22 protein-coding genes and 1 pseudogene are annotated in these 24,149 nt (G+C 74.1%); 14 read left to right on the top strand and 9 right to left on the bottom strand.

What is annotated here, in order from left to right:
- Positions 1–104 precede the first annotated feature (104 nt).
- Complete coding sequence (locus AB0947_RS18365; protein ID WP_366751357.1) at positions 105–1,898, top strand: lytic transglycosylase domain-containing protein; 1,794 nt, start codon at positions 105–107, stop codon at positions 1,896–1,898.
- Between the two features lie 228 nt (positions 1,899–2,126).
- Here the strand turns inward: AB0947_RS18365 and hrpB are convergent, their stop codons facing one another.
- Positions 2,127–4,649 (bottom strand): ATP-dependent helicase HrpB, encoded by a 2,523-nt coding sequence (gene hrpB / locus AB0947_RS18360; RefSeq protein ID WP_366751356.1) that lies wholly within the window; start codon positions 4,647–4,649, stop codon positions 2,127–2,129.
- An 87-nt stretch (positions 4,650–4,736) separates the two neighbouring features.
- The gene (locus AB0947_RS18355; protein WP_366751500.1) at positions 4,737–5,573 is read right to left on the bottom strand and encodes a class I SAM-dependent methyltransferase; all 837 of its coding nucleotides are present in this window, start codon (positions 5,571–5,573) and stop codon (positions 4,737–4,739) included.
- Positions 5,574–5,943: 370 nt separating this feature from the next.
- Here AB0947_RS18355 and rpsA point away from each other — a divergent pair, with 370 nt between their 5' ends.
- Positions 5,944–7,434, top strand: coding sequence for a 30S ribosomal protein S1 (gene rpsA, locus AB0947_RS18350; protein ID WP_046426488.1), 1,491 nt, complete (start codon positions 5,944–5,946; stop codon positions 7,432–7,434).
- A 90-nt stretch (positions 7,435–7,524) separates the two neighbouring features.
- On the opposite strand, the gene AB0947_RS18345 is transcribed toward rpsA, so the two are convergent.
- Entirely contained in the window at positions 7,525–8,487 is a 963-nt protein-coding gene (locus AB0947_RS18345) for a right-handed parallel beta-helix repeat-containing protein (protein WP_366751355.1), read from the bottom strand.
- A 195-nt stretch (positions 8,488–8,682) separates the two neighbouring features.
- On the opposite strand from AB0947_RS18345, the gene AB0947_RS18340 reads away from it, so the two are divergent.
- The 3 genes from AB0947_RS18340 to AB0947_RS18330 all read left to right on the top strand — a co-directional run bounded on the left by AB0947_RS18340 (position 8,683) and on the right by AB0947_RS18330 (position 10,791).
- On the top strand, positions 8,683–9,621 hold the full coding sequence (locus tag AB0947_RS18340) for a PAC2 family protein (protein WP_366751354.1): 939 nt from the start codon (positions 8,683–8,685) through the stop codon (positions 9,619–9,621).
- Between the two features lie 45 nt (positions 9,622–9,666).
- Positions 9,667–10,320 carry a dephospho-CoA kinase gene (gene coaE / locus AB0947_RS18335; protein ID WP_366751353.1) on the top strand — a complete coding sequence of 218 codons (654 nt, stop codon included), beginning with the start codon at positions 9,667–9,669 and terminating at the stop codon, positions 10,318–10,320.
- A 90-nt stretch (positions 10,321–10,410) separates the two neighbouring features.
- Positions 10,411–10,791: a tetratricopeptide repeat protein gene (locus AB0947_RS18330; protein WP_014672069.1), complete on the top strand. Its 381-nt coding sequence runs from the start codon at positions 10,411–10,413 to the stop codon at positions 10,789–10,791.
- Positions 10,792–10,835: 44 nt separating this feature from the next.
- On the opposite strand, the gene AB0947_RS18325 is transcribed toward AB0947_RS18330, so the two are convergent.
- A complete protein-coding gene (locus AB0947_RS18325) occupies positions 10,836–11,159 on the bottom strand; it encodes a DUF6343 family protein (RefSeq protein ID WP_366751352.1) in 324 nt (107 codons plus the stop codon).
- Between the two features lie 128 nt (positions 11,160–11,287).
- Between AB0947_RS18325 and AB0947_RS18320 the strand changes: the two genes are divergently transcribed.
- The 3 genes from AB0947_RS18320 (at position 11,288) to AB0947_RS18310 (ending at position 13,559) form a co-directional block, all read left to right on the top strand.
- Positions 11,288–12,199 (top strand): acyltransferase domain-containing protein, encoded by a 912-nt coding sequence (locus AB0947_RS18320; protein WP_366751499.1) that lies wholly within the window; start codon positions 11,288–11,290, stop codon positions 12,197–12,199.
- A 62-nt stretch (positions 12,200–12,261) separates the two neighbouring features.
- Positions 12,262–12,954, top strand: a complete 693-nt coding sequence (locus AB0947_RS18315) for a class I SAM-dependent methyltransferase (RefSeq protein WP_366751351.1) — start codon at positions 12,262–12,264, stop codon at positions 12,952–12,954.
- Between the two features lie 146 nt (positions 12,955–13,100).
- Positions 13,101–13,559 (top strand): DoxX family protein, encoded by a 459-nt coding sequence (locus tag AB0947_RS18310; RefSeq protein WP_366751350.1) that lies wholly within the window; start codon positions 13,101–13,103, stop codon positions 13,557–13,559.
- A gap of 79 nt (positions 13,560–13,638) precedes the next feature.
- Here the strand turns inward: AB0947_RS18310 and AB0947_RS18305 are convergent, their stop codons facing one another.
- Entirely contained in the window at positions 13,639–14,328 is a 690-nt protein-coding gene (locus AB0947_RS18305) for an RNA-binding S4 domain-containing protein (protein WP_366751349.1), read from the bottom strand.
- 222 nt (positions 14,329–14,550) lie between these two features.
- Here AB0947_RS18305 and AB0947_RS18300 point away from each other — a divergent pair, with 222 nt between their 5' ends.
- Positions 14,551–15,246: a uracil-DNA glycosylase gene (locus tag AB0947_RS18300; protein WP_366751348.1), complete on the top strand. Its 696-nt coding sequence runs from the start codon at positions 14,551–14,553 to the stop codon at positions 15,244–15,246.
- A 113-nt stretch (positions 15,247–15,359) separates the two neighbouring features.
- Positions 15,360–15,509 (top strand): annotated as a pseudogene (locus AB0947_RS18295) (Asp/Glu/hydantoin racemase); the annotation flags it as partial.
- 254 nt (positions 15,510–15,763) lie between these two features.
- Here the strand turns inward: AB0947_RS18295 and AB0947_RS18290 are convergent.
- Together AB0947_RS18290 and AB0947_RS18285 are read right to left on the bottom strand one after the other, a co-directional pair.
- Positions 15,764–16,219, bottom strand: coding sequence for a GNAT family N-acetyltransferase (locus AB0947_RS18290; RefSeq protein WP_366751347.1), 456 nt, complete (start codon positions 16,217–16,219; stop codon positions 15,764–15,766).
- Entirely contained in the window at positions 16,216–16,635 is a 420-nt protein-coding gene (locus tag AB0947_RS18285) for a RidA family protein (protein ID WP_366751346.1), read from the bottom strand. The genes AB0947_RS18290 and AB0947_RS18285 overlap by 4 nt, the downstream gene beginning before the upstream one ends.
- A gap of 177 nt (positions 16,636–16,812) precedes the next feature.
- On the opposite strand from AB0947_RS18285, the gene AB0947_RS18280 reads away from it, so the two are divergent.
- The 4 genes from AB0947_RS18280 to AB0947_RS18265 all read left to right on the top strand — a co-directional run bounded on the left by AB0947_RS18280 (position 16,813) and on the right by AB0947_RS18265 (position 20,964).
- Positions 16,813–17,580, top strand: a complete 768-nt coding sequence (locus AB0947_RS18280) for a nucleotidyltransferase domain-containing protein (RefSeq protein ID WP_366751498.1) — start codon at positions 16,813–16,815, stop codon at positions 17,578–17,580.
- Between the two features lie 141 nt (positions 17,581–17,721).
- The gene (locus AB0947_RS18275; RefSeq protein ID WP_366751345.1) at positions 17,722–19,566 is read left to right on the top strand and encodes an FUSC family protein; all 1,845 of its coding nucleotides are present in this window, start codon (positions 17,722–17,724) and stop codon (positions 19,564–19,566) included.
- Positions 19,567–19,870: 304 nt separating this feature from the next.
- Entirely contained in the window at positions 19,871–20,581 is a 711-nt protein-coding gene (locus tag AB0947_RS18270) for a DUF899 domain-containing protein (RefSeq protein WP_366751344.1), read from the top strand.
- Between the two features lie 206 nt (positions 20,582–20,787).
- Entirely contained in the window at positions 20,788–20,964 is a 177-nt protein-coding gene (locus AB0947_RS18265; protein ID WP_366751343.1) for a hypothetical protein, read from the top strand.
- A gap of 16 nt (positions 20,965–20,980) precedes the next feature.
- Here the strand turns inward: AB0947_RS18265 and AB0947_RS18260 are convergent, their stop codons facing one another.
- Both AB0947_RS18260 and AB0947_RS18255 read right to left on the bottom strand, forming a co-directional pair.
- Positions 20,981–23,062 carry an ABC transporter ATP-binding protein gene (locus tag AB0947_RS18260; RefSeq protein ID WP_366751342.1) on the bottom strand — a complete coding sequence of 694 codons (2,082 nt, stop codon included), beginning with the start codon at positions 23,060–23,062 and terminating at the stop codon, positions 20,981–20,983.
- A gap of 292 nt (positions 23,063–23,354) precedes the next feature.
- A complete protein-coding gene (locus AB0947_RS18255; protein WP_366751341.1) occupies positions 23,355–23,801 on the bottom strand; it encodes a hypothetical protein in 447 nt (148 codons plus the stop codon).
- Between the last annotated feature and the right edge of the window lie 348 nt (positions 23,802–24,149).

The raw sequence follows: 24,149 nt of genomic DNA, 5'->3' as shown, positions 1-24,149 counted from the left end.
AGGGCGGAACAGGCGCAACCACAGCACCGGGTCAACCGTCAGACCAGAGCGAGGCAGACAGAAGGAGACGGACGCACGGGCGTCCAAGGGGAGGGGTTCACTCTATGGCGGCGCATTTCGGCAGGCGGCTGCGCAAGGGAGCGGCGACCACCGCCGTGGCCGCGGCGGCGGTCGCGGCTCTCTCCGCGTCCCAGGCTCCGGGAGTGGCTCACGAGGACGAGGGCAGACAGACGGCGGCCGGGGCCAGCGCCCCCGCCACGGACGGGGCCGCAGTCGGCGACGCCACCGGCAACTCGCCGTACTACACGGACCTGCCGCCCCTGAAGAGCCCCAACCCCAGTCCCTCGTCGAGCGCCGGCACCCCCGTGTCCCGCGGCGCGGCCGAGGCGGGCATCCCGGCGACGGTCCTCGACGCCTACAAGAAGGCCGAGGCGGAACTGCGCTCCGCCAAGCCCGGCTGCAACCTTCCCTGGCAACTGCTCGCCGCCATCGGCAAGGTGGAGTCCGGGCACGCCCGCGGCGGCCGGGTCGACGCCGACGGCACCACCGTGGGCCGGATCCTGGGCCCGCAGCTCGACGGCAACGGCTTCGCGCTCATCCCGGACACCGACGGCGGCGCGTACGACGGCAACAGCGCCTACGACCAGGCCGTCGGGCCCATGCAGTTCATCCCGTCCACCTGGGCCTGGGCGGGCCGCGACGGCAACGGGGACGGCAAGAAGGACCCCAACAACGTCTACGACGCCGCGCTCGCCGCGGGCCACTACCTGTGCCGCAACGACTGGGACATGTCGACCGAGAGCGGCCTGCACAGCGCGATCCTCAGCTACAACAACTCGCAGGACTACCTCGGCCTGGTCCTGAACTGGCTGGAGTACTACCGCAAGGGCAGCCACTCCGTCCCCGACGGCACCGGCGGCATCCCCGAGCACCGCAGCGACGACAACTCCGGTGGTACGCACTCCCCGAAGCCCTCGGACCCGCCGAGGACCAAGCCGGACACGAAGCCCCACAAGCCCGGCGGCGACGGCGGCAGCGACCACGGCGGCAGCGACCACGGCGGGAGCGGGAGCCCCGACCCCGGGTCGCCGACGCCGCCCGCTCCGCCCACCCCGCCGGCCCCGCCGGCCCCGCCGACACCGCCCGCTCCGCCGACGGACCCGCAGACGCCCACCGATCTGGTGGACCACCTGGTGGGCGTGGGCACCGGAAAGCTCAGCGCCATGGCCGGTGACGCCTTCGCCGAGCCGGTCAGCGTCCGTGCCGAGACCAAGGGCGCCAAGTCCGTCGCCAAGATCAGGATCCGGTTCACCATCACCGGTGACACGGACGCCACCTTCGCCGGCGGCGAGACCGTGGCCACGGTCGCCACCGACGCCAAGGGCATCGCGCTCGCGCCGGCGCTCCAGGCCGGCGAGAAGACCGGTGACTTCAAGGTCACCGCCGCCGTCGTGGGCCGTTCCGTCAAGGGCGTCGACTTCGCGGCGACCGTCACCGCGCGCGCCGCCGACGCCCTGGCCCGCACCGACGACACCCCGCTGAGCTGCACGCCGGGCGGCGAGTTCGCCGACCAGGTCCAGGTGAAGGCGACGTACAAGGGCGCCGTCGCGGACAAGATCGCGGCCACCGCCACGCTGGTCACGTCGGCGGACGACGCCACGGAGAACGACAAGGGCCCCTACTTCAAGGACGCCGACGGCAAGCCCGTACGCACCCTCACCGGCCTCCTGACCGACGCCAAGGGCCTGCTCACCCTGCCGAAGCTGTACGCCGACGACACCGCCGGCACGTTCCTGCTCCGCATCACCACCACGGGCGGCGCCACGCTCACGGTCGAACTGAAGGTCGCCGCCGCCGGCTCCCCGGCGAGCCCGGACCCGAGCGCGTCCGCCTCCTGACGCGCGGCGCCGTGCAGGGCGCCCGTCCCGCTCCGGCGGGCGGGCGCCCTCCTTCGTGCGCGCAGGCGGGACCGGTCGCGGCGACGGTCAGGGCGCGCATGCGGGTCCCCCGGCGGACGGTCGGTTCCCGACGGGCCCCACCAGTTCCCGACGGGCCACCACCGGTTTTTGATGGGTCGTCAGGTCGTCCGGCACCGTGGCGACGGGCGGGCGAGACGGGAACAGCGGTCAGCGCCTGAGCCGCGCGGTCGTGTGCCGTGTGGGCTCGGCGGTCGCGGGGTCCTCCGGCCACGGGTGCTTGGGGTACCGCCCGCGCAGCTCCGCGCGGACGGCCCGGTAGCCGTCCGCCCAGAAGGAGGCGAGGTCGGCCGTCACGGCGGCGGGCCGCCCGGCGGGCGAGAGCAGGTGCACGAGCAGCGGCACGCCCGCGACCGCCGGCGTCTCCCGCAGCCCGAACATCTCCTGGAGCTTGACGGCGAGGACCGGGCGTTCGGGATCCCGGTAGTCGATCCGGACCCGGGACCCGCTCGGTACGGCGATCCGCTCGGGTGCGAGCTCGTCGAGCCGGGCGGCCTGACCGCTCGCCCAGGGCAGCAGCCGCGCGAGTGCCTGTCCGGCGTCGATCCGGGCGAGATCGGAGCGCCGCCGGGCCCGGCTCAGCTCGGGTTCCAGCCACTCGTCCACGCGCGCGTGGAGCGCGGCGTCGGACACGTCCGGCCACGGCTCTCCCAGGTGCGCCCGCAGGAACGCCAGCCGTTGCCGCAGCAGCTCCGCCTGCGGCGGCCAGCGGAGCAGCCCGAGCCCGTCCTGCCGGAGCCCGTCGAGCAGGGCGCCGCGTACGAGAGCCGGACCGGGGTCCTTCAGGGGCCGTACGGCCAGCTCGATCGCCCCCAGCCGTTCGACGTGCCGGGCCACGACGTCCCCGTCGGCCCAGCGCACCTCGTCCCCCTCCGTCCGCAGCGCGCCCGCGGCGGCCCGCGCCACGTCTTCGTCCACGGCCGCGCCGAGCAGCACGCGCGCGTGGCCCTTGCCGGAGGGCCGGTCGGCGACGGCCACGACGATCCAGGGAGCACCGCGCAGCGCCGATCCCCCGGCCGGTTCCGCCCGCGTCCCGGACGCCATGAGGTACGACCCGCCGTCCAGCCTGGCGACCCGCTCGGGAAAGGCCAGGGCGACGACGAGCGCGGCGAGCCGGTCGTCACCGATGCCCGGTCCGGCCTGGACGGCGCCTTCCCGCCGGCCGTCACGGGCCGGGCCGGAGAACTCCTCCGAGACGGCCCGCAGCCGCCGGACCTCCGCCGACCACCGCGCGGCGTACGCGTCACCCCCGCGCCGGGCGCGGCGCAGCGCACCGGCGAGATCGTCCCCGTACTCCCGGGGCACCTCCTCGGAGAGCAGGGCGACCACCTCGGCCCCTCGACCGCCCGTGTCCAGCAAGGCCCGCCCCAGCCGCGGGTGCACCCCCAGCCGGGCCATCCGCGCGCCGGCCTCCGTGGCCCGTCCGACGCGGTCCACCGCCCCCACCGCCGCCAGGGCCGAGCGTGCCGCGGCCATCGCCCCGCCGGGCGGCGCATCCAGCAACGCCAGCCCGGAGGCGTCCGGATCGCCCCAGCAGGCCGCCTGGAGGGCGAACGCGGTTAGGTCGGCCACCTTGATCTCCGGCGCCGGGAAAGCCGGCAGACGGCCGTCCTCGACCTCCGCCCAGCACCGGTACACCGCACCCGGCGCCTCACGCCCGGCCCGCCCCGCCCGCTGCCGGCCCGCCGCCCGCGACGCCCGCACGGTCGTCAGCCCGCTCAGCCCGCGCGCGTGGTCCACCCGGGGTTCCCGCGCCAGCCCGGAGTCGACCACCACCCGCACCCCCGGCACGGTCAGCGACGACTCGGCCACGGACGTCGCCAGCACCACCCGGCGCCGCTCCCCGGGCACCAGCACCGCGTCCTGCGCGGCGGCCGGCGCCCGCCCGTGCACCTGGAGCACGTCCACGTCACCGAGATCCCCCAGCAGGCCCGCCACGCGCGCGATCTCTCCGACGCCGGGCAGGAAGCACAGCACGTCCCCGGCCCGCTCGGCCAGCGCCCGCCGCACCACCGACGCCACATGGGCCAGCAGCGCCGGATCCACCCGCATCCCGTGCGGCGGCCGGACCGGACGCGCCGGGGGAGCCCACACGACCTCCACCGGATGCGCCACGCCCGCCGCCTCGACCACCGGCGCCCCGCCGAGCAGCCGCGCCCACCCCTCGGCGTCCGTGGTCGCCGACGCGGCCACCAGCCGCAGCTCCGGCCGCAGCGCCTGCCGCACGTCCCACAGGAACGCGGCCGCCGTGTCCGCGTCCAGGTGCCGCTCGTGGCACTCGTCGAGGACGACGACGTCCACCCCGGCCAGCTCCTGGTTGCGCTGGAGCCGCTGCAGCAGGACACCGGTCGTCACGACCTCCACGCGCGTGTGCCGCCCCACGGCCCGCTCGCCGCGCACCGTGAAGCCGACGCTCCCGCCGGGCTTCTCGCCCAGCAGCCACGCCATGCGCCGCGCCGCCGCCCGCGCCGCGATCCGCCGCGGCTCGGCCACCACGACCCGGCGCGCGGGACCGCCGCCGACGAGCCCCGCCAGCACCAGCGGCACCAGCGTCGTCTTGCCGGTGCCGGGCGGTGCCACGAGGACGGCGGTGCCGTGCCCGTCCAGGGCCTCGGCCAGGGCAGGGAGGGCGCCGCGCACGGGCAGGGCGTCCAGGGCGTCGTAACGGATCACGCCCCTAGTGTCGTACGGGGCCGCGGACGGCCGGCACGCGCGCGTGTACCGGCCGGTGCCGGGCAGCGCCCGCGCCACCCGGGGTGATCACTCCCGCTCGCACACGAAGATCGCCGTGCCCGGGATCAGGTTCCCGCGCAGCGGCGACCAGCCGCCCCACTCCGAGGTGTTCCAGGCCGGCCACTCCGGCTCCACCAGGTCCACCAGCCGGAACCCGCAGGCCACGATGTCCCGGACCCGGTCGCCGAGCGTGCGGTGGTGCTCCACGTAGACCGCGCGGCCCTCCTCGTCCTGCTCCACGTACGGCGTGCGGTCGAAGTAGGACGAGGACACCGACAGGCCCTCCGGGCCCGGCTCGTCCGGGAACGCCCAGCGGACCGGATGCGTCACCGAGAACACGAACCGGCCGCCCGGCCGCAGCACCCGGGAGACCTCGCCCAGCACCAGCCGGGGGTCGGCCACGAACGGCAGCGCCCCGTACGCGGAGCACGCGAGGTCGAAGGAGCCGTCCGCGAAGGGCAGCGCGCCGGCGTCGGCGCAGACCAGCGGGAACGATCCGCCGATCCGCAGCGCGTGCTGCAACTGGCGGTGCGACAGGTCCAGGGCCACCGGACGCGCCCCCTGCGCGGCCAGCCAGCGCGCGCACTGCGCCGCGCCGGCGCCGATCTCCAGGACCGCCTTGCCCTTCAGCTCCCCCGGCGGGCCGAGCAGCTCGGCCTCCACCTCGTCCAGGCCCTCCGGGCCCCACACGAAGCGGTCGTCGCCGAGGAACGTGCCGTGCTCGGTCTGGTACTCGTCGGCGTTGCGGTCCCACCAGCCCCGGTTGGCCCGCGCGCTCTCCGTGACGTCCGCCTCACGCCGCGTGGCCTCGGGCTCGAACCCGTCTGACCCCTCCGGCCCGTGCGCTTCCGGCTCTTGGATGATCGGCTCCCTCGTCGTACTCTTCCGTCCAGCCCGCCGGGGGTCCGTGCGAGGTGGTTTCCCCTGCCCGCGTGGCCTGTCGGGACGTTTCTTCTGCCGGAAATGCGGCGATCTGCCTCGGGTGTGCGCCTTCGCGCATTGACCATGTCCGGCTGCCCCCGTATGCTACAAGTTGCGCTGCGGGCCTGCGCACCTCAGACGTAGCAGGCTGCGCTCGCATCTGTATGTATGTCCCCTCGGTTGTCGAGGCGCCACCGGGCACCCGGTGCTCAAAGTGGCGCTTCCTTGGCTGTCCGGCTTCTGCAGAGCGAAACGGGCTCCCGGCGTAAGCAGTACCTACGACTTCAATGTCCGTACCGGAGCCCTTTCCCACATGACGAGCAGCACCGAGACCACCGCCACCACCCCGCAGGTAGCGGTCAACGACATCGGTAACGAGGAAGCTTTCCTCGCAGCGATCGACGAGACGATCAAGTACTTCAACGACGGCGACATCGTCGACGGCGTCATCGTGAAGGTCGACCGGGACGAGGTCCTGCTCGACATCGGTTACAAGACCGAAGGTGTCATCCCGAGCCGCGAGCTCTCGATCAAGCACGACGTCGACCCGAACGAGGTCGTCGCCGTCGGCGACGAGATCGAGGCCCTGGTCCTCCAGAAGGAGGACAAGGAAGGCCGCCTGATCCTCTCGAAGAAGCGCGCCCAGTACGAGCGTGCCTGGGGCACCATCGAGAAGATCAAGGAAGAGGACGGCATCGTCACCGGTACCGTCATCGAGGTCGTCAAGGGTGGTCTCATCCTCGACATCGGCCTCCGTGGCTTCCTCCCGGCCTCCCTGGTCGAGATGCGCCGCGTCCGCGACCTCCAGCCGTACGTCGGCAAGGAGCTCGAGGCCAAGATCATCGAGCTGGACAAGAACCGCAACAACGTGGTCCTGTCCCGCCGTGCCTGGCTGGAGCAGACCCAGTCCGAGGTCCGCCAGACGTTCCTCACGACCCTCCAGAAGGGTCAGGTCCGCTCCGGTGTGGTCTCCTCGATCGTCAACTTCGGTGCCTTCGTGGACCTGGGTGGCGTCGACGGTCTGGTCCACGTCTCCGAGCTGTCCTGGAAGCACATCGACCACCCGTCCGAGGTCGTCGAGGTCGGCCAGGAGGTCACCGTCGAGGTCCTCGACGTCGACATGGACCGCGAGCGCGTCTCCCTGTCGCTGAAGGCGACCCAGGAAGACCCGTGGCAGCAGTTCGCCCGCACCCACCAGATCGGCCAGGTCGTGCCCGGCAAGGTCACGAAGCTGGTTCCGTTCGGTGCGTTCGTCCGCGTGGACGAGGGCATCGAGGGTCTGGTCCACATCTCCGAGCTGGCCGAGCGCCACGTGGAGATCCCGGAGCAGGTCGTCCAGGTCAACGACGAGATCTTCGTCAAGGTCATCGACATCGACCTCGAGCGCCGTCGCATCAGCCTCTCGCTGAAGCAGGCCAACGAGTCCTTCGGTGCCGACCCGTCCGCGGTCGAATTCGACCCGACCCTGTACGGCATGGCCGCGTCCTACGACGACCAGGGCAACTACATCTACCCCGAGGGCTTCGACCCCGAGACCAACGACTGGCTCGAGGGCTACGAGAAGCAGCGCGAGGAGTGGGAGCGCCAGTACGCCGAGGCGCAGTCCCGCTTCGAGCAGCACCAGCAGCAGGTCATCAAGTCCCGCGAGGCCGACGCCGCTGCCGCGGCCGAGGGTGGCGAGGCTGCGGCTCCGGCCGCGACCGGCGGTTCGTACTCCTCCGAGGGCGCGGACACCTCCGGTGCGCTGGCCTCGGACGAGGCGCTGGCCGCGCTGCGCGAGAAGCTGGCCGGTGGGCAGAGCTGAACGCTAGCCGCTGGGCTTAGCCGATAGCAGGCTGAGGGGCCGTACCTTCCGAGGTGCGGCCCCTCGGTGTGCTACGGGGTCACCGGCGTTCTACGGGGTCACCGCGATGTTGGTCAGACCCCTGCCGCCCGTCACCGTGTTGCTGCTGTGGACCGTCGTCGTGCAGCCGGACCCGAAGTTGGTGACGTTGATCGCCAGGCGGGTCGTCCCGGTGGCGGCCGTCAGGTCCGACCGGTTGCCCTGGAAGATCGTGCCGCAGCCCCAGCCGGGCTGCTGGGTGTGGGTCTGGTAGCCGTCGTTGCTGGTCGCGGTGCCGGTGTTGTCCTGGACGAGGACGTCGTTGCCCTTCACGTCGACCCAGGAGTCGTCGTAGTTCGCGCCGGTCAGGCCGCCGCCGTCGAAGATGTTGCCGATGATCCGGGCGCCGGTCGTGCCCTCCTTGATGTCGACGTTCTCGCCGCCCACGCCGGGGCCGATCGTGTTGTCCAGGATCTGGATGCGGTCGCTCCTGTCCGACAGCGTGTTCGCGGTCCCGACGTAGACGCCCTCGCCCATGCCTCGGCCGTCGCCGCCCGTGTCGTAGATCCTGGAGTTCCTGATCACGCCGTCCGTGCTGGACGTGCGGAAGTGCACGCCCTCCATGTCCAGGCCGTGCACCGTGACGCCGTCGACCACGACCCCCCTGGCCGCGTCGATCACGATGCCCTTCTGGCCGCCGGTCACGGTGACGCCCTGGACGGTCCAGTAGGAGGCGCCGTTCAGGTGGAGGCCGTAGCCGCCGCCGGCGGTGAGCACGGCCCCGGGGGAGCCGGTGAGGGTGATGCGGGCCGACGCCGTGGCCGGTGTCGTCGCCTTGAAGTTCCCGGTGTACGTGCCGTCCGCCAGGTGGATCGTGTCACCGGGTCCGGCGGCGCCGAGCGCGGCCTTCAGCTGGGCGGCGGTCGTCACCTCGATCGTGGTGGCGGCCGAGGCCGGGCCGGTGGCGGTCATGAGCAGTGCGCCGGCGGCCAGGGCGGCGGCGAACGGGGAGGTGAGCGGCGTGCGGATGCGCATGGAGTGCCCTCCTGTCGCGCCGTCCCCCCTGCCTGAACGGCGACCGGCCTGCCGAACTCGGCTGTCGCGAAGGTACGGACCAGGTGACGGACCGTCAAGGTGTCCCGCACCGGATCGCTGATCAGCGGCGTGTCGCGGGAATTCCCCTGTTCCGGGGCACGTTGTCCATGAGGAACACGAGGAGGAGCGGTCACAGTGCTTGATCCGCAGGGTTTGTACGCATGGGAGCCGAAGGGCCTGGCCGTGGTGGACATGGCGCTCGCCCAGGAGTCGGCCGGCCTTGTCATGCTCTACCACTTCGACGGATACATCGACGCGGGCGAGACCGGCGACCAGATCGTCGACCGGCTGCTCGACTCGATGCCCCACCAGGTCGTGGCCCGGTTCGACCACGACCGGCTCGTGGACTACCGCGCCCGCCGGCCCCTGCTGACCTTCAAGCGGGACCGCTGGACCGGCTACGAGACCCCGGCCATCGAGGTCCGCCTCGTCCAGGACACCACCGGCGCCCCGTTCCTGCTGCTGTCCGGCCCCGAGCCCGACGTGGAGTGGGAGCGGTTCGCGGCGGCCGTGCGGCAGATAGTGGAGCGCCTCGGCGTGCGCCTGTCGGTGAACTTCCACGGCATCCCCATGGGCGTCCCGCACACCCGCCCCGTGGGCCTGACCCCGCACGGCAACCGCACCGACCTCGTCCCCGGCCACCGCAGCCCCTTCGAGGAGGCGCAGGTCCCCGGCAGCGCCGAGGCGCTGCTCGAATACCGCCTCATGGAGGCCGGGCACGACGTCCTGGGCGTCGCCGCGCACGTCCCGCACTACATCGCCCGTTCGCCGTACCCGGACGCCGCCCTCACCGTCCTGGAGGCCATCACGGCCGCCACCGGCCTGGTCCTGCCCGGCGTCGCGCACGCGCTGCGCACCGACGCGCACCGCACGCAGACCGAGATCGACCGGCAGATCCAGGAGGGCGACGAGGAACTGACCGCGCTCATCCAGGGCCTCGAGCACCAGTACGACGCAGCGGCGGGCGCCGAGACCAGGGGCAACATGCTCGCCGAGCCGGTGGAGATCCCGTCGGCCGACGAGATCGGGCGGGAGTTCGAGCGCTTCCTGGCGGAGCGCGAGGGCGACAACTGACCTCCGCCGGTCCCGCCGGCGGAGGCAGGGCCTAAGCTTCCGCTCATGCTGACAGTGGGCCTGACCGGCGGGATCGGCGCCGGCAAGAGCGAGGTGTCGCGGCTGCTCGTGCGGCACGGGGCCGTACTGATCGACGCGGACCGCATCGCGCGCGAGGTCGTCGAGCCCGGCACGCCCGGTCTCGCGGCCGTGGTCGACGCCTTCGGCACGGACGTCCTCGCCGCCGACGGCAGCCTCGACCGGCCCCGGCTCGGTTCCGTCGTCTTCGCCGACCCCGACAAGCTCGCCCTCCTCAACTCGATCGTGCACCCCCTGGTGGGCGCCCGCTCCCGCGAGCTGGAGAGAGCCGCGGCCGCGGACGCCGTGGTGGTCCACGACGTGCCCCTGCTCACCGAGAACGGCCTCGCCCCGCTCTACGACGTCGTGATCGTCGTGGACGCGAGCCCCGCGACCCAGCTCGACCGGCTGGTACGGCTGCGCGGGATGAGCGAGGAGGACGCACGCGCGCGCATGGCCGCGCAGGCGACCCGTGAGCAGCGCCGGGAGATCGCGGACATCGTGATCGACAACGACGTTCCCCTGGACGCGCTGGAGAGGCGCGTCGCCGAGGTGTGGGACGACCTCGCACGCCGGGCACACCAGGCCGACGCGGCCCCGAAGGGCACGGAGGACGCCGACGGCGCGGACAGTACGGGATAGAAGGTGCGAAACGGCCGGTAGGGCATGCCGGCACGGAATAGCGGCCCGGCCCGGGGCGTTGAAGGGCGGGAGTGAGGGAAGGACTCTGCCGTGCCCGAGACCAGCGGTTCCACCGGACGTACTCCGGAAACGCATGTCATCGATTTCCGTGCCGCCGAGCAACTGCTCAACGCGCGGGACCCGCGGGGCGCGGTGAAGCTGCTCGACGGCGTCATCGCCGCGCACCCCGAGAACACCGCCGCCCGGCTGCTGCGCGCCCGCGCCTTCTTCGCCGCGGCGCAACTGCGTCCCGCCGAGCTCGAGTTCACCATCGTGCTGGAGCGCGAGCCGGACAACGCGTACGCGCACTTCGCACTCGCCCGCACCTACGAACGCCAGGGCCGCCCCGACCAGGCCAAGCGCCACTTCCGGCTGGCGGCGGCGCTGGACCCCAACCCGCAGTACCTGAAGGCGGCACGCTTCGAGGAGTGACGGAGCGGCGTGACGCGCCGGCTGTGACCGGCCGCGCCGGCCGGTCACGGGTGGCGGTGTCGCGACTTCCCCCGGTACGGGTGGCGGTGTCCCGGCCGCTGCGGATTCGGCGGGCCGTCCGGCGGCCGGTACGGGGGTACGTCCCGGCCCGGCTGGTAGTGCGGGCCCTGCCGTATGTGCCGGAGGATCACGGTCATGTCGACGGTGACCAGCAGCCACAGCACCCCGCAGGCCGCCGCCCAGCCCGGACGCCCGGCCAGCGCGAACGCCGCCGTGCCGAAGACCGCCCAGCCCAGACCCCACAGGCTCAGCCAGAACCGCGCTCGCAGCGCACTGCGCGCGGTCGCCGGTTCACTGCCCGTACGCATCGGACCACCACTCCTCCTCAGCAACGTACTCTTCGACGACGACGCGCATCAACACTCGACGAGGCGACGGGAACCCCCGATGAGGGGGTGTGCCGATGCCGCCCGTCGAGGCCGAAGGGGGACCGCCCGTGCTGCCGGACGCCGACGACCTGCCCGCACTGCTCCTCGACCTGGCCGTACCGCACGAGGACGTCAACGAACTGGTCGCCCAGTGGCGCGGGCTGACCGGTGATCCCGGCACGCTCCGGCTCCTGACGCAATGCGTCGAGGAACTCTTCCGGGAGCCGGAGGACACCGGCCGCACGCCCGACCTGCCCGGTCTCCTCGCCTCGGCCCCGGCCGGTCTGACGGACACCTTCGCCGTGCACGTCCTCCTCGCCGCGCTGCCCCGCACCCAGGCGTACCACCGGGCGCGCGGCATCCCGGCCGAGATCTCCCGGCGCACCCTGGCCGACCTCGGCCGTCACCTCGCCCTCCATCGCAGACGTCAGGGCAGGGCCGGGATGCAGTCACTGCGCTGGCTCGTCCGGCACTTCCGCGGCGAGCTGTACCAGCTCGGGCGGCTGCAGTTCGAGCGGGCGAGGCTCGGGGACCGCGACGCGCGGCTGACGGCGCCGGCCGGACTGGACGCGGCGCCCGGAACGCCCTGCCTGAGCCTGCACATCCCCGACTTCCACGGCCCGCTGACCCCCTCCGCCTGCGACCGCTCCCTGGTGCTGGCCCGTGCGTTCTTCGCCCGGCACTTCCCCGAGGAGCGGCCGGTGGCGGTGCTGTGCCACTCCTGGCTGCTGGACCCGCAGTTGCGGCGGTATCTGCCCGCCGGCTCCAACATCGTGCGCTTCCAGGAACGGTTCCGCATCGCCCGCGAGGAGAGTGAGCCGGCCGACGCCGAGCCCGTCCAGTTCGTCTTCGGGGACCCGGACCTGCCGGTGGCCACGCTGCCCCGCCGGACGTCCGTGGAGCGGGCGGTCGGGGACCATCTGCGGGCGGGCGGCCACTGGTACATCGGGCACGGATGGTTCCCGTTCCGGACTGAATAGCTCGAACGAGTGAACTGGGGGAGGGTGGGAACGGGCGTGCGGGGGCGGGCCGTTGTCCCGGTATGAGGATCGAGACGCGTGAGGGCTACGAGGGCACGGGACCGGGTGCGATCACCCCGGACGGCTGCGCGGTCGAGTTGTACGCGCGCCTGCCGGTGGGCGGGGAGCCGGACATCATCGCCGCGGCCGTGCCGGCCGGGGCACACATCCTGGAACTCGGCAGTGGGGTGGGCCGGATGACCCATCCGCTGCTGGAGCGCGGCTTCACGGTGACGGCGGTGGACGAGTCGGCCGACATGCTGGCCCGGGTCCGCGGAGCGCGCACGATACACAGCTCCATCGAGGACCTCGACCTGGGCGAGAGGTTCGACGTGGTGATGCTTGCGTCGTTCCTGGTGCACGCCGGCGACGAGGAGGTGCGCCGGGGCATCCTGAGCACCTGCGCCCGGCATGTGGCGGACGGCGGATGTGTGCTGATCCAGCGCGAGGGCGCGGACTACCACACCCACGTGCCCAGGGAGCGGGTCGACCCGAGCGGCTTCACCGTGCGGGTCGCCTCGGTGCGGCCGGCCGGCGAGGGGGTGAACTCGGTCCACGTGGAGTATGTGTTCCCGGACGCCGTCTGGACGCAGACGTTCCTCTCCAGACCCCTGACGAAGGAGCAGTTCGAGTCGGCGCTGGCGGAAGCGGGACTGGAGGTGGACAGCTATCTGACACCGGACGGGATATGGGTCCGGGCGGTGCCCTCGGCGTAGTCACCTCGGCCCCCGCACACGGGATCGTGCGTCCGGGACCGGATGGCGAGCGTGCTCGACCGGTGGGGCGTCGGCCGATGAGTTCCGGAGCGCCGGCTGGTCTACCTCGGTGACAGCAATCGGGACCGCTTCACCGGGAGACCGCCATGTCCAGGACCACCGCCCCCGCCAGTTCCACGATGACGACGCCCGCCGGGGTCTGCGCCGGCGGGCTCACCGGCCGGGCGCGCGGAGCCCGGGTCGCGCTGCGCGTGGTGCAGGTGCTGCTCGCGCTGTTCTACGGCATCGCGAGTGCCCTGCCCAAGCTCATCGCGCACCCCACGGCCGTCGAGTCCTTCGACAGGATCGGCTGGGGCAGCGGGGCCATGTACACCATCGGCGCACTCGAACTCGCGGGAGCCATCGCGCTGTTGGTCCCGGTGCTGCAGTCCGTGGCGGCGATCGCCCTCAGTGCGCTCATGGTGGGGGCGTTCGCCGTCCAGGTCACCGTGTTCCACGGCCAGAACGCGGCGACGCCGCTGATCCTGATCGTTCCCCTCGCCCTGATCGCCTGGACCCGCCGGGCGCACAGCAGGGAACTGCTGCGGCTGCTGGGCCGACGGTGACGCCGGAACCGTGGGCCGGGTGAGGGCGCTTCGGCCGGCTCGGCAGCGGACGGCCCGGCGCGGGCGCGGTCTCGTCGGCTCAGCGTCCGCGCGGTCGTCCTCCCGAGCCGCCGGAGCCCCCCGAGCCGCCGCGTCCGCCGGAAGCGCGCGGGCCACCGCGTCCGCCACGGCCACCGGTCCCGCCAGGTCCGCCGGACGTGCCGGGGCCGCCCGGATCCGTCAGACCGGGGAAGCCCGCCGGGATGCCCGGGCCGGTGACACCGCGGAGGCGTTCCAGTTCGCGGCGGTCCCGTTTGGTGGGGCGGCCGGTGCCGCGGTCGCGCAGGCCGGCGGGGGCGGTGGCCTCGCGGGGCGGAGGCGGAGGGGAGTTGTCGATGTAGCACTGGGCGGCCACGGGTGCGCCCACCCGCTTGCGGATCAGGCGCTTGACGATCACGACCCGTTCCCGGCCCTCGTGCCGCAGCCGCACCTCGTCGCCGACGTGCACGGAGTGGGCGGGCTTCACCCGCTCACCGTTCACGTGCACATGCCCACCCCGGCAGGCGGTGGCGCCGAGGGAACGGGTCTTGATCAGGCGGACGGCCCAGATCCAGCTGTCGATACGGACGGTTTCACCGCCGGCGGGCCCGGCGGCCTCGGCGGCGGCCACCGCGGCGGCGACCTTGGGATCGAGCGGCCGGCCGTCCGGGGCGGGGCCGGTCGCGCCCGGCTCGCCGGTTTCCCCAGCGGTCCCACGGTCCACGTTCTCGTCCGCGTCATCGGTAGCCATGCACCGACCTTAACGCCCCGGACCCGCGGACCCGGAAGCGTTTTCCCGGTGGCAGCGGGCCCCTGGAGCCACCGCGCCCGGAGCACCGGCGGAGCCCGGCCTCCACGAATGGTGCCCCGGCGCCGAGGGCGGTGGCGCACCGGGCGCCGGCCGTGTCGCGGGTCCCGCCGCACCCGGCCTCCCCACGGCGGACCGCCCGCGCCCAGGGCATACCGTGGCCGTATGGACGACAGCAGTGCCCTGGCCCGGCTCGACCGGCGGGTCGCGGACTGCCGGGCGTGCCCCCGGCTGGTCGAATGGCGTGAGGAGGTGGCCCGTACGAAGCGGGCCGCGTTCGCCGACTGGACGTACTGGGGGCGGCCGGTGCCCGGGTTCGGGCCGGCCGACGCGCGGCTGGCGATCATCGGGCTGGCCCCGGCCGCGCACGGCGGCAACCGCACCGGCCGCATGTTCACCGGGGACCGTTCGGGAGACGTGCTGTACCAGGCGCTGTACGACGTGGGGCTGGCCTCGCAGCCGACCTCGGTCAGCGCCGACGACGGGCTGGAGCTGTACGGCGTGCGGATCACGGCGCCCGTGCACTGCGCCCCGCCCGCCAACAAGCCGACCCCGGGGGAGCGCGACACCTGCCGTCCCTGGCTGGTCCAGGAGCTGACGCTGCTCCGGCCGACCCTGCGGGCCGTGGTCGTGCTCGGCGCCTTCGGCTGGCAGGCCGCGCTGCCCGCGTTCGCGGCGGCGGGCTGGACCGTGCCCCGCCCCCGCCCGGCCTTCGCCCACGGCACCCGGGTCCCGCTCGACGGCCTGGACCTCTTCGGCTGCTTCCATGTCAGCCAGCGCAACACCTTCACCGGCCGGCTCACCCCCGCCATGCTCCGCGAGGTCCTGCGCACGGCGGCGCAGGCGGCCGGGCTGCCGTAGAGCTCGCGGAGGCGGTGCCGGTCCGCCTCAGCGCGGCAACTGGCGTTGACTGGCGACGAGTTCGGGCCACTCCTCGGTGCGCCGGCCGTGCCGCGGCGGGTCCGGGCACCACCGTGGCCGGGCTGACCCCTACCCGGGGCCCGAGTCCGCCGAGGGCTGGCTGGACAGCCATCTGTCCGCCGCTGCCGTCCTCGACGCGCTGACGGACGTACGACGGTCACGCCTACGACGCGGTCGTGCCGGCCGGGTTAAGGGAGCACGGCTGGAAGGCGCACGGGAGTCGGCGTTCCTGGCCGCCGCCGAACGGGCGCGGAGTCACTGGTGGGCCTGGGCCTGGCCCTGGGACTGAGGACGAGCCGGGCGGAAGGCCACGCGCGGCCGCTGCCGAAGGGGAGGACGTGCGGGCGGCCGGCCGGATGAGCCGCCCTCCGCACCCGCGGGAGGGGCGGGCGCCCGGCACCGCAGGTGACCGTCAGGGACGCCGGACGTACCGGGCGCCCGGCACCGGAGGTGGCGGTCAGGGACGCCAGACGTACCGGACGTCCGGCTCCCGCTCCTCGTTGCCGCTGCCGTCCGTGTGCTCGGCGGCGAGGAACCCGTGCCGCTCGTAGAAGCGGTGGGCGGGCGCGTTGACCTGGAAGGTCCACAGGCTGAGGCCCTGGGGACGGCGTTCCTTGGCGAGCGCCACGAACCGGTCCCCGATGCCCCGCCCCCGCCACTCCGGGTCCAGGTACAGCTGGGACAGCGACTCTCCGTCCAGGACCATCAGGCCGACCACCCCGGCCCCGGCCGCCTCGGCCACCCAGGTCTCCCGGAGCGGCACCACGACGTTCCGGATGTGGTCCCGGACCTCGTCGTCGGTGTGCGGCCGGACGACCGTCGGCAGCGCGGCGTCGAAGGAGCGCAGATAGACGTCGGCGGCGGCGCGGGCGTCCGCCGCGACGGCGCGGCGCAGGACGACCGCGTCCGTCATCGGCCGTCTCCCGCCCGCTCCGGCACCACGGCGGTGGCCGTGATCTCCACGAGCTGACCGGTGTAGCCGAGACAGGCGACGCCGAGCAGGGTCGAGGAGTGCGGTCCCGCGCCCAGCCCCGAGGACTCCACCACCTCCCACACCGTGGACAGCAGCGAGGGCTCGCCGCTCACGACGTACACGTCCGTCGACAGCACGTGCTCCAGGTCGCTGCCGACGGCACGGAGTTGCTCCCGGAGGTTGGCGATCACCTGCTCGGCCTGCCGTACGGGGTCGCCGGGGCCGACTATCTCTCCCCGCTCGTCCAGCGGCACGGCCCCGGCGAGGAACGCGAGCTTGGTGCCGGCCTCGACGACGGAGGCGTGGGAGTAGGTGGGCGGCGGGAAGAGGGCGGGGGCGGTGACGCGCCGGATCACGGTGAGCGGCTCCTCGGACAACAACGGTCGGCGGGCGACCCTCCGATGATCGGACCTCACCGGGTCCGCCCGCATCCGAATTACGCGCTCGCCGTCACCCCGAACCACCCGGGCCACCTCACCGGCGCTCACGAATTCCAGCAGCGGACCGGGGCGCGGCTGCGCCAGGCTGAGGGCATGCCGCACTCCTCCGACGCCGACTTCCTCGCCGGCACCGCCGACCGCCTGGCCGCCCTGCCCACCGTACGGGCCGTGGCCCTCGGCGGTTCCCGCGCCCAGGGCACCCACCGCCCCGACAGCGACTGGGACCTGGCCGTCTACTACCAGGGCCCCTTCGACCCCGACGACCTCCGTGCCCTCGGCTGGCCGGGCGAGGTCTCCGACATCGGCGGCTGGGGCGGCGGCGTCTTCAACGGCGGGGCCTGGCTGACCATCGACGGGCGCCGGGTCGACGTGCACTACCGGGACCTGGACGTCGTCGCACACGAGCTGGCCGAGGCGGAGCAGGGCCGGTTCCGGGTGGAGCCGCTGCTGTTTCACCTGGCCGGCATCCCTTCCTACCTGGTCGTCGCGGAACTGGCGCTGAACCAGGTCCTGCGCGGCGACCTCCCGCGCCCGGCCGCCTACCCACCCGCACTCCGCCGCACCGCCTTCGACCACTGGTCCGGCACCGCCCGCGCCACCCTCTCCTACGCCAGGACCCACCACGCCCCCCACGCCCGCCTCACCGAAACCGCCGGCGCCCTGGCCACGGCCGCCACCCAGTCCGCCCATGCCGTCCTCGCGGCCCGCGGCGAATGGGCGACCAACGAAAAACGCCTCCTGGAGCGGGCGGGGCTGCGGGAGGTCGACGCGGTGGTGGCCGCGCTGCGGGCCGAGCCCGGCGCCCTGGTGGATGCGGTGGCGGCGGCCGAGGACATCATCGCCGGGACGTTGCGTTCATAAAGAAACACCGCCTCCGGCACCTTTCACCTGCCCGAAACGTGAGCGTGCCGTTCGCGCGGGGAACGCGGTCTACCGTGGACGTACCCCACCGGCCACCGTCGTCCGAAGGCCCACCCCCGCCCTCGTGTGAACAGGAGCCCCGTGTCGCGGCGTGCTGTACCCCTCTGGCTCGCTCATGCCTTCCGCGCCCAGCGCGGTCCCGTTCCCTGGAGTGCCGTGTGCCGGGGAGCGCTCGCCGCCGGGCCGCTGCTGCTGGCCGGGATGCTCGGCGGGCAGACGGCCTCCGGGGTGCTCGCCGCCATCGGTGCGATGCTCGCCGGCATCAACGACCGGCCCGGCAGCAGGCGCGCGTCCGTGAAGCGGCTCGGGGTGCCCGCGCTGGCCGGGGCACTGGGGCTGTTCCTCGGCACGTGCGCCGGGCAGGGGCTCACCGCCGTACCGCTGACCCTCGCCCTCACCGCGTTGGGGCTGGTCGCCGGCGGCGTCAGCGCGGTCGGGCCCGTCGCCTCCGCCGCCGGCACCCAGCTGCTCGTCACCGCGGCCATCGGCGCCGGGATGCCCGCGGCCGAGAGCGGCTGGCAGCGGGCCCTGGTCTTCCTGGCCGGCGCCGGCTGGCTGCTGGCGCTGCGCCTGGCCCTGCCCACCCCCGGTTCGATCGCCGGTGACTTCCGGTTCGACGGCGAGCGGGACGCCGTCGCCGGGGTGTACGACGCCATCGCCGCGCTCCTCGACGCCGTGGGCGGGAAGGACGCCACCGCCCGGCGGGCCGCGCTGACCGCCGCGCTCGACCACGCCCAGGACGCCCTCGCCGGACCCCGGCTGCGCCGGTACACCGGTTCCGCCGCCGAACGCCGGCTGCACGCCCGGTTCGCAGCGGCCCTGCCCCTGGCCGAGGCCGCCACCGCCCTGTACTGGGCGGGAGAGGCCGTGCCGGCGCGGGCGGCGCAGGGACCCCGGCGGCTCGCCGCCGCCGTCCGTGGCGACAGAGGTACCGGCCCGCTGCCCGCACCGCACCGGTCGGCGCCCGCCCTGCGCGCCCTGGACGACGCCCTGCTGCAGGCCGCCGACGCCTTCGACCGGGGCGACGGCGCGCACCGCGGGCTGCTCGGCCGCCGCCGCGGCTTCCGGCACGCCCTGCGGGCCGCGCTGGGCACCGGCGGGCGCGAGTACGGGCTGCGTGTCGCCCTCTGCTTCGGCGCCAGCGCCGCCATCGCCCAGGCCCTGCACCACGCCCGCTGGTACGGACAGCACGAGCACTGGTACTGGCTGCCCGCCACCACCGTCTTCCTCGTCAAGCCCGACCTCGGCCCGCTCGCCTCACGGGTGCTGTGCCGGGCCGCCGGGACCGTGCTCGGCGCCCTGGTGTTCGCCGCTCTCGCCCCGCTGCTGCCCCGTCCCGCCGGGCTGGTCGCGCTGGTGGCGGTCTGCGGCGCGGTCATCCCGGTCGCCACCCGGCACTTCGCGGCGCTCACCGCCGCCGTCACCGTCCTCGTCCTCGCCCTGGTCATGGCCGGCGGGGAGCCGCAGGCCTCGGTCAGCCGGATCGGCGAGTCCCTGCTGGCCTGCGTGCTCGTGCTGGTCGTGGGGCATCTGCCGATGCCGGGGGAGCGGGGCGGCGGGGTACGGGCCCGGCTCGCCGCGGCCGGCAGCGCCGCCGACGCCTACCTCGTACACGTCCTCGGCGAGTCCGGCGACCGCGCCGAGCGGTGGGCGCTGCGCCGGGAGGCCTACCGGACCCTCGCCGAGGCCCGGACCGCCATCGCCCTCGCCGCCGCGGAACTGCCCGCCCTCGCCCGCCACACGGAGGGCACGGACGCCGTCGCCGAGGTGCTCGAACGGCTCGTGGACACGACCACGGCCTGCGCGGTGCACCTCGACGAGACCGGCCGGCTCACCCCCCGTCACCTGCGCCGCCTCCGGGATGCGCTGGGTGAGCTGGAGCGGCGGGGGATGCGGGTACCGGTGCAGGCGGCGGCTGCCGCGTAGCGGTGTCCGCCCGGCGGGTCGCGCGGCGGTGGTAGGACCTTGACCTCGCCGGGCTCCTCGGCACCGACCTCCTCATCGCCCACGGCATCCTCGCCCTCGAAGTACCCGCAGCCCCTACGGGAGCTGACGGACCGGCTGCTCGCGCCGCGCGCATCCACGGACGGCGTCCCCGCCAGTAGGGCACCCGAGCCCGCTCCTGGCCGAAAGCCGGGCGGGAGTTGGCCGGAAATCCTCCGTCCCGCGCGATGAGTTCCGCTGCCGCCGACGGTCACCACCCTGAACCGACCGTCGGACAGGAGGACCCATGTCGTACCCGGAGATCGTCTCGCGCGAGCAGTGGCGCGCGGCGCGCGAGGAGTTGCTGCGCAAGGAGGAGGCGGTCAGACGGGCGCGCGAGGCACTGGGCTCCGAGCGGCGGCGGCTGCCCATGGTCGAGGTCGACCCGGAGTACGTCTTCGAGGGCGGCGACGGCAAGGCCACCCTGCTCGACCTCTTCGGGGGGCGGGCCCAGCTCGTCGTCCACCACTTCATGTTCGCCCCGGAGTGGGAGACCGGCTGTCCGTGCTGCGCGGCCTTCCTGGACCAGGTCGGCCACCTGGCCCACCTGCGCGCCCGGAACACCTCCTTCGCGGCCGTCTCCCGGGCACCGTTCACCCGCATCCTGCCGTTCAAGGCGCGGATGGGCTGGGCGGTGCCCTGGTACTCCTCGGCGCACAGTGGCGACGACGGCGACCGCGACCGCCGCTCCGGCCGCGTCCGTGACGTCGACCGCGACGTCAACCGTGACTTCAACCGCGACTTCGAGGCCACCGTCGAGGCGGACGGCGAACTGGTCGAGCGCCCGGGGCTCAGCTGCTTCCTGCGCGACCACGACCGGGTCTTCCACACCTACTCGGTGTTCGACGACGGGCTGGACGGACTGGGCACCACCTCGGCCCTGCTCGACCTGACCGCACTCGGCCGCAGCCCGGCCGGAAGCGAGCGGCTCCGGCTGCATGACGAGTACGAGTACTGAGACGTGGTGATACCGGAGGTGCGGACGCTGACACGCATGGTGCGGTTCCGGATGCGGAGCGTGCGGTTCGTGTCACAAGGTGAGCGGATCCTCACGGTCCGCGCCGACCTGGTTCCGACAAGGTCTCAGTCCCGTCACTGACCGAGCCGTTTCCCCTCTCCAGGGCGTTAACTCCCTACACGTACAACGCTTTCTGGAGGTGCGAGATGGTGAACGGGCGAACGGTGCTCGAACGCTTTCCCGCCGGTGGTCCCCGGGGCTCCTGGCCCGCGGAGGAGTTCGCGCACGCCCGGCGGCTCGAAGGGCTGCCCGCCGAAGTCGTCATGGATCTCGCGACGGACGCCTTCCTCGTGATCGTCCGCGGCGGCGAGATGGCCGAATGAGTGCTGCCGGGGCGGTTCAGCCCGGCTCCGGGGCCGGCACCCGCGCCGTGAACTGCCGCGCTTGGAGGGAGTACAGCTCCGCATAGACACCGCCCCTGGACAGCAGCTCCTCCGGGGTGCCGGACTCCACCAGACGCCCGTGCTCCAGCACGTGCACCAGGTCGGCATGCCGGACCGAGGCCAGCCGGTGGGTGATCAGGACGACCGTCTGCCCACCGCCCGCCAGCGCCCGGATCTTCTCGAACACCTCCAGCTCGGCCCGCGCGTCCAGCGCCGCCGTCGGCTCGTCCACGATCAGGATGCTCCCGCGCCGGTAGGCGGCCCGGGCGATGCCGAGCCGCTGCCACTGGCCGCCGGACAGCTCGTGTCCGCCGCTGAAGTTCCGGGCCAGCAGGGTGTCCAGGCCGCGCGGCAGATCCGCGACCACGGCTTCGGCGCCCGCCTCGGTGATCGACGTGGCCAGCCGTTCCTCGGTCATCGGCGCGGTGGAGCGGCCGACGGCCACGTTCACCCGGGCGGTGAACGGCCACCGCTTGAAGTCCTGGGCCACCATCGCGATGCGCTCGGCGAGCAGCCGCCGGTCGGCTCGGGCCGCGTCGACGCCGTCCCACAGGATCCGGCCCCGGTCCGGTGTGTACAGCCCCGCGAGCAGCTTGACCAGCGTGGTCTTGCCCGAGCCGTTCTCACCGACGAGGGCGATGATCCGGCCCAGGGGGAGGGCGAGGGTGACGTTGTCGAGGGCGGGGCGGGGGACGGCGCCGGCCGGGTGTCCTCCGGCTGGGTGTCCTCCGGCCGGCTGTTCCCCGGCCGTGCGTTCTCCGGCCGGGTGGGGGACGGTCGCAGCCGGGGCGGCCCCGTGGTCGCAGGCCGGGTGCCGCTCGGCCGGAGGCTCGTCGTGCGGGTAACTGAAGGTGACGTTCTCGAAGCGGATCTCCTTGGGATCCTCGGGGAGCGGCTCGCCGCCCGCCGGGACGGCCCGCTCGGCCGCCTCGGCGTACAGCCGCTGGAGATCACCGACGAAGAGAGCCTCCTCGTGCAGCTGGTTGACCTCCAGCACCAGCGTGTCCAGGCTCGCCGCACCCGTGCGGATCGCGATCACCGCCGTACCGGCCACCGCCAGGGCCATCGTGCCCGACAGCAGCAGCGCGCCCAGCGTCGCGTACGTGGCGAGGGTCGCCAGGCCCGTCCAGGCCGCGGCGATCAGACCGGTCCGCGCGGCCAGCCGGGACAGCCGGGCCTGCTCCGCCTCCGCGGTCTCCGACATGGACCGGAAGTGGCGCAGCAGGAACGGGCCCACACCGTGCACCCGGATCTCGGGCGCGGCGGCCGGCTCGGTGAGCAGACTGCTGATCAGCTGACCGGCCCGCGCGTGCTGGACCCAGGTGTGGAACGACTCGTAGCGGCGCCGGGCGTTGGTCAGCGCGCTCCAGGCGCTGGGCAGGGTCATGGTGACCAGCAGGGGCAGCAGCGCGGGGTGCAGCACGGTGAGCACGCCCGCCGCGGCGACCAGCGAGATCATCGCGTTGATCACCCCGGTGCTGTAGCCGATCATGTGCCGGGCGGACCGGGCGCCGTACTGGGCCGTGTCCAGCAGCTTGTGGAAGGCGTGGTCCTCGATCGCGGCCAGCTCGACGTTCGCCGCCCGCTCCAGGTACAGCTCGGTCGCCACCCGCTCCACCTTGGGTTCCAGCCGTCCGGTGGCGTAGACGGAGGCGGCCCGCAGCAGCGCGGCGACCAGGGTCACGGCGGCCATCACGACGAGGGCGGGGGCGGCCGCGCGCAGCCGTTGCTCGACGCCGGGGCCGGTGAGCAGCTTGCCGAGCGCGTTGTTCACGGCCAGCAGGCTCACCGCCTGGGCCACGCCCCGGCCCGCCTCGGCGGCCAGCACCACCCGCGCGGCCCGCGCGTCCGCCTGCCGGGCCAGCCGGAGACTGGACGACAGCATGCCGGGCAGCCGGGTCAGCATCGCCCGGAAGGACAGCGTGAGGAAGGCGTCCGCATGCCGGTTCCAGCCCATGTCGTACCGCAGCGGGCCGCCGAACAGCAGCCGTTCCGACGCCGACACCACCGGCTCGGACGCCTCCCGCTTCTTCCTCACCGTGACCTCCCGCGCCCCGACGGAACGGCCACTATTCCGGCCGGGGACCCCGGCTCGGCAGGGCGCGAGCGGACGTACGAGGGGCGCGGAGGGAGCACGATCCGCGTGAGCGGCGCGGCGGGCGGGCGGTGGGAGGCGTGTGGGCCCTGGCCGAGACCGGGGCCGGGGGACCGGGCGGACCTGGGGGACCGGGCGGTACGGATCGGCGGCCGGACTGGGGCATCGTCGGTGGCGCCGGACGGCGAACAGCGCGCCGGGGACGGAGGGGACGGCCGTGCCCGGGCGGCGACGGCTACGCCGAGACCGCCCGCGACCAGTCCGGCGCCGTTCCCGTCACCCGGCACAGGGCCAGGTACAGCGGGATCGGCGGGGTGTACGGAACCGTGCCCTCCGGGCGATGGATGAGCCGGGCGGTGCCGGTGACCAGGGCACCGACTGCGTAGTGGGCCGGGGACGGCCAGGGCAGGGCGTAGTCGGAGTCCGACGGAACGATCCACCACCAATGGGAACCGTCGGCGTACACGCATCCCAGCCGTGGCAGCCGGGGTACGACGAGCGGACCGAGGCGGTCGGGCACGGCGACGGCGTCGCAGCCGAGCGGGGTCGTCATGCCGTCCGGCAGGGACAGGCGGTGGGCCGGATCAGGGGCCGGGCGCCGGCGTTGCAGCCGTACCAGCGTGTCCAGGCCGATGGCGTGCTCCTGGCCGGCACCGCCGCCACCGGGCCGCCCGCCGGTCACGGCCGCTCCCTGTGCAGAGGGGACGCCGGTGCGTGGTGCGGGGCCTGATCCGGTACCGGGGGCCGGTGCTGCTCCGGGTGCGCGGCGTGCGGGTGCTGTCCCGCCGCCATCCCATAGCCGTGCTGCTCGGGCAGCCGGTGCGTCGGTTGCCCGGCGGGGAGGTGCCTGTGGTGCTCCGGCTCCCCCCGCTCGTGCGGCCCGGGAGCACCTGGCCCGAGCGCATGCGGCCCGAGCTGCCCAAGCGCCCCGGACCCGAGCTGCCCAGTGGTCCCAGACCCGAACGCACCCGGGCCGAGCTGCCCGGTCCCCCCGGGCCCGAACCGCCCCGCCTTCCCCGGCCCGTTCAGC

Origin of the sequence: Streptomyces sp. NPDC047841 (genome assembly GCF_040704085.1) — a bacterium.
In the GTDB taxonomy this organism is placed as follows: Bacteria; Actinomycetota; Actinomycetes; order Streptomycetales; family Streptomycetaceae; genus Streptomyces; species Streptomyces argyrophylli.
This window is presented reverse-complemented; position numbering and strand designations above follow the sequence as displayed.

Bases quoted from the DNA above. Each gene is read 5' to 3' on its own strand.
- AB0947_RS18310 (WP_366751350.1), top strand. From the start codon at position 13,101: ATGTCCAGGACCACCGCCCCCGCCAGTTCCACGATGACGACGCCCGCC.
- AB0947_RS18325 (WP_366751352.1), bottom strand. From the start codon at position 11,159: ATGCGTACGGGCAGTGAACCGGCGACCGCGCGCAGTGCGCTGCGAGCG.
- AB0947_RS18270 (WP_366751344.1), top strand. From the start codon at position 19,871: ATGTCGTACCCGGAGATCGTCTCGCGCGAGCAGTGGCGCGCGGCGCGC.
- AB0947_RS18305 (WP_366751349.1), bottom strand. From the start codon at position 14,328: ATGGCTACCGATGACGCGGACGAGAACGTGGACCGTGGGACCGCTGGG.
- AB0947_RS18300 (WP_366751348.1), top strand. From the start codon at position 14,551: ATGGACGACAGCAGTGCCCTGGCCCGGCTCGACCGGCGGGTCGCGGAC.
- AB0947_RS18290 (WP_366751347.1), bottom strand. From the start codon at position 16,219: ATGACGGACGCGGTCGTCCTGCGCCGCGCCGTCGCGGCGGACGCCCGC.
- coaE (WP_366751353.1), top strand. From the start codon at position 9,667: ATGCTGACAGTGGGCCTGACCGGCGGGATCGGCGCCGGCAAGAGCGAG.
- AB0947_RS18315 (WP_366751351.1), top strand. From the start codon at position 12,262: ATGAGGATCGAGACGCGTGAGGGCTACGAGGGCACGGGACCGGGTGCG.
- AB0947_RS18280 (WP_366751498.1), top strand. From the start codon at position 16,813: ATGCCGCACTCCTCCGACGCCGACTTCCTCGCCGGCACCGCCGACCGC.
- rpsA (WP_046426488.1), top strand. From the start codon at position 5,944: ATGACGAGCAGCACCGAGACCACCGCCACCACCCCGCAGGTAGCGGTC.
- AB0947_RS18365 (WP_366751357.1), top strand. From the start codon at position 105: ATGGCGGCGCATTTCGGCAGGCGGCTGCGCAAGGGAGCGGCGACCACC.
- AB0947_RS18265 (WP_366751343.1), top strand. From the start codon at position 20,788: ATGGTGAACGGGCGAACGGTGCTCGAACGCTTTCCCGCCGGTGGTCCC.
- AB0947_RS18345 (WP_366751355.1), bottom strand. From the start codon at position 8,487: ATGCGCATCCGCACGCCGCTCACCTCCCCGTTCGCCGCCGCCCTGGCC.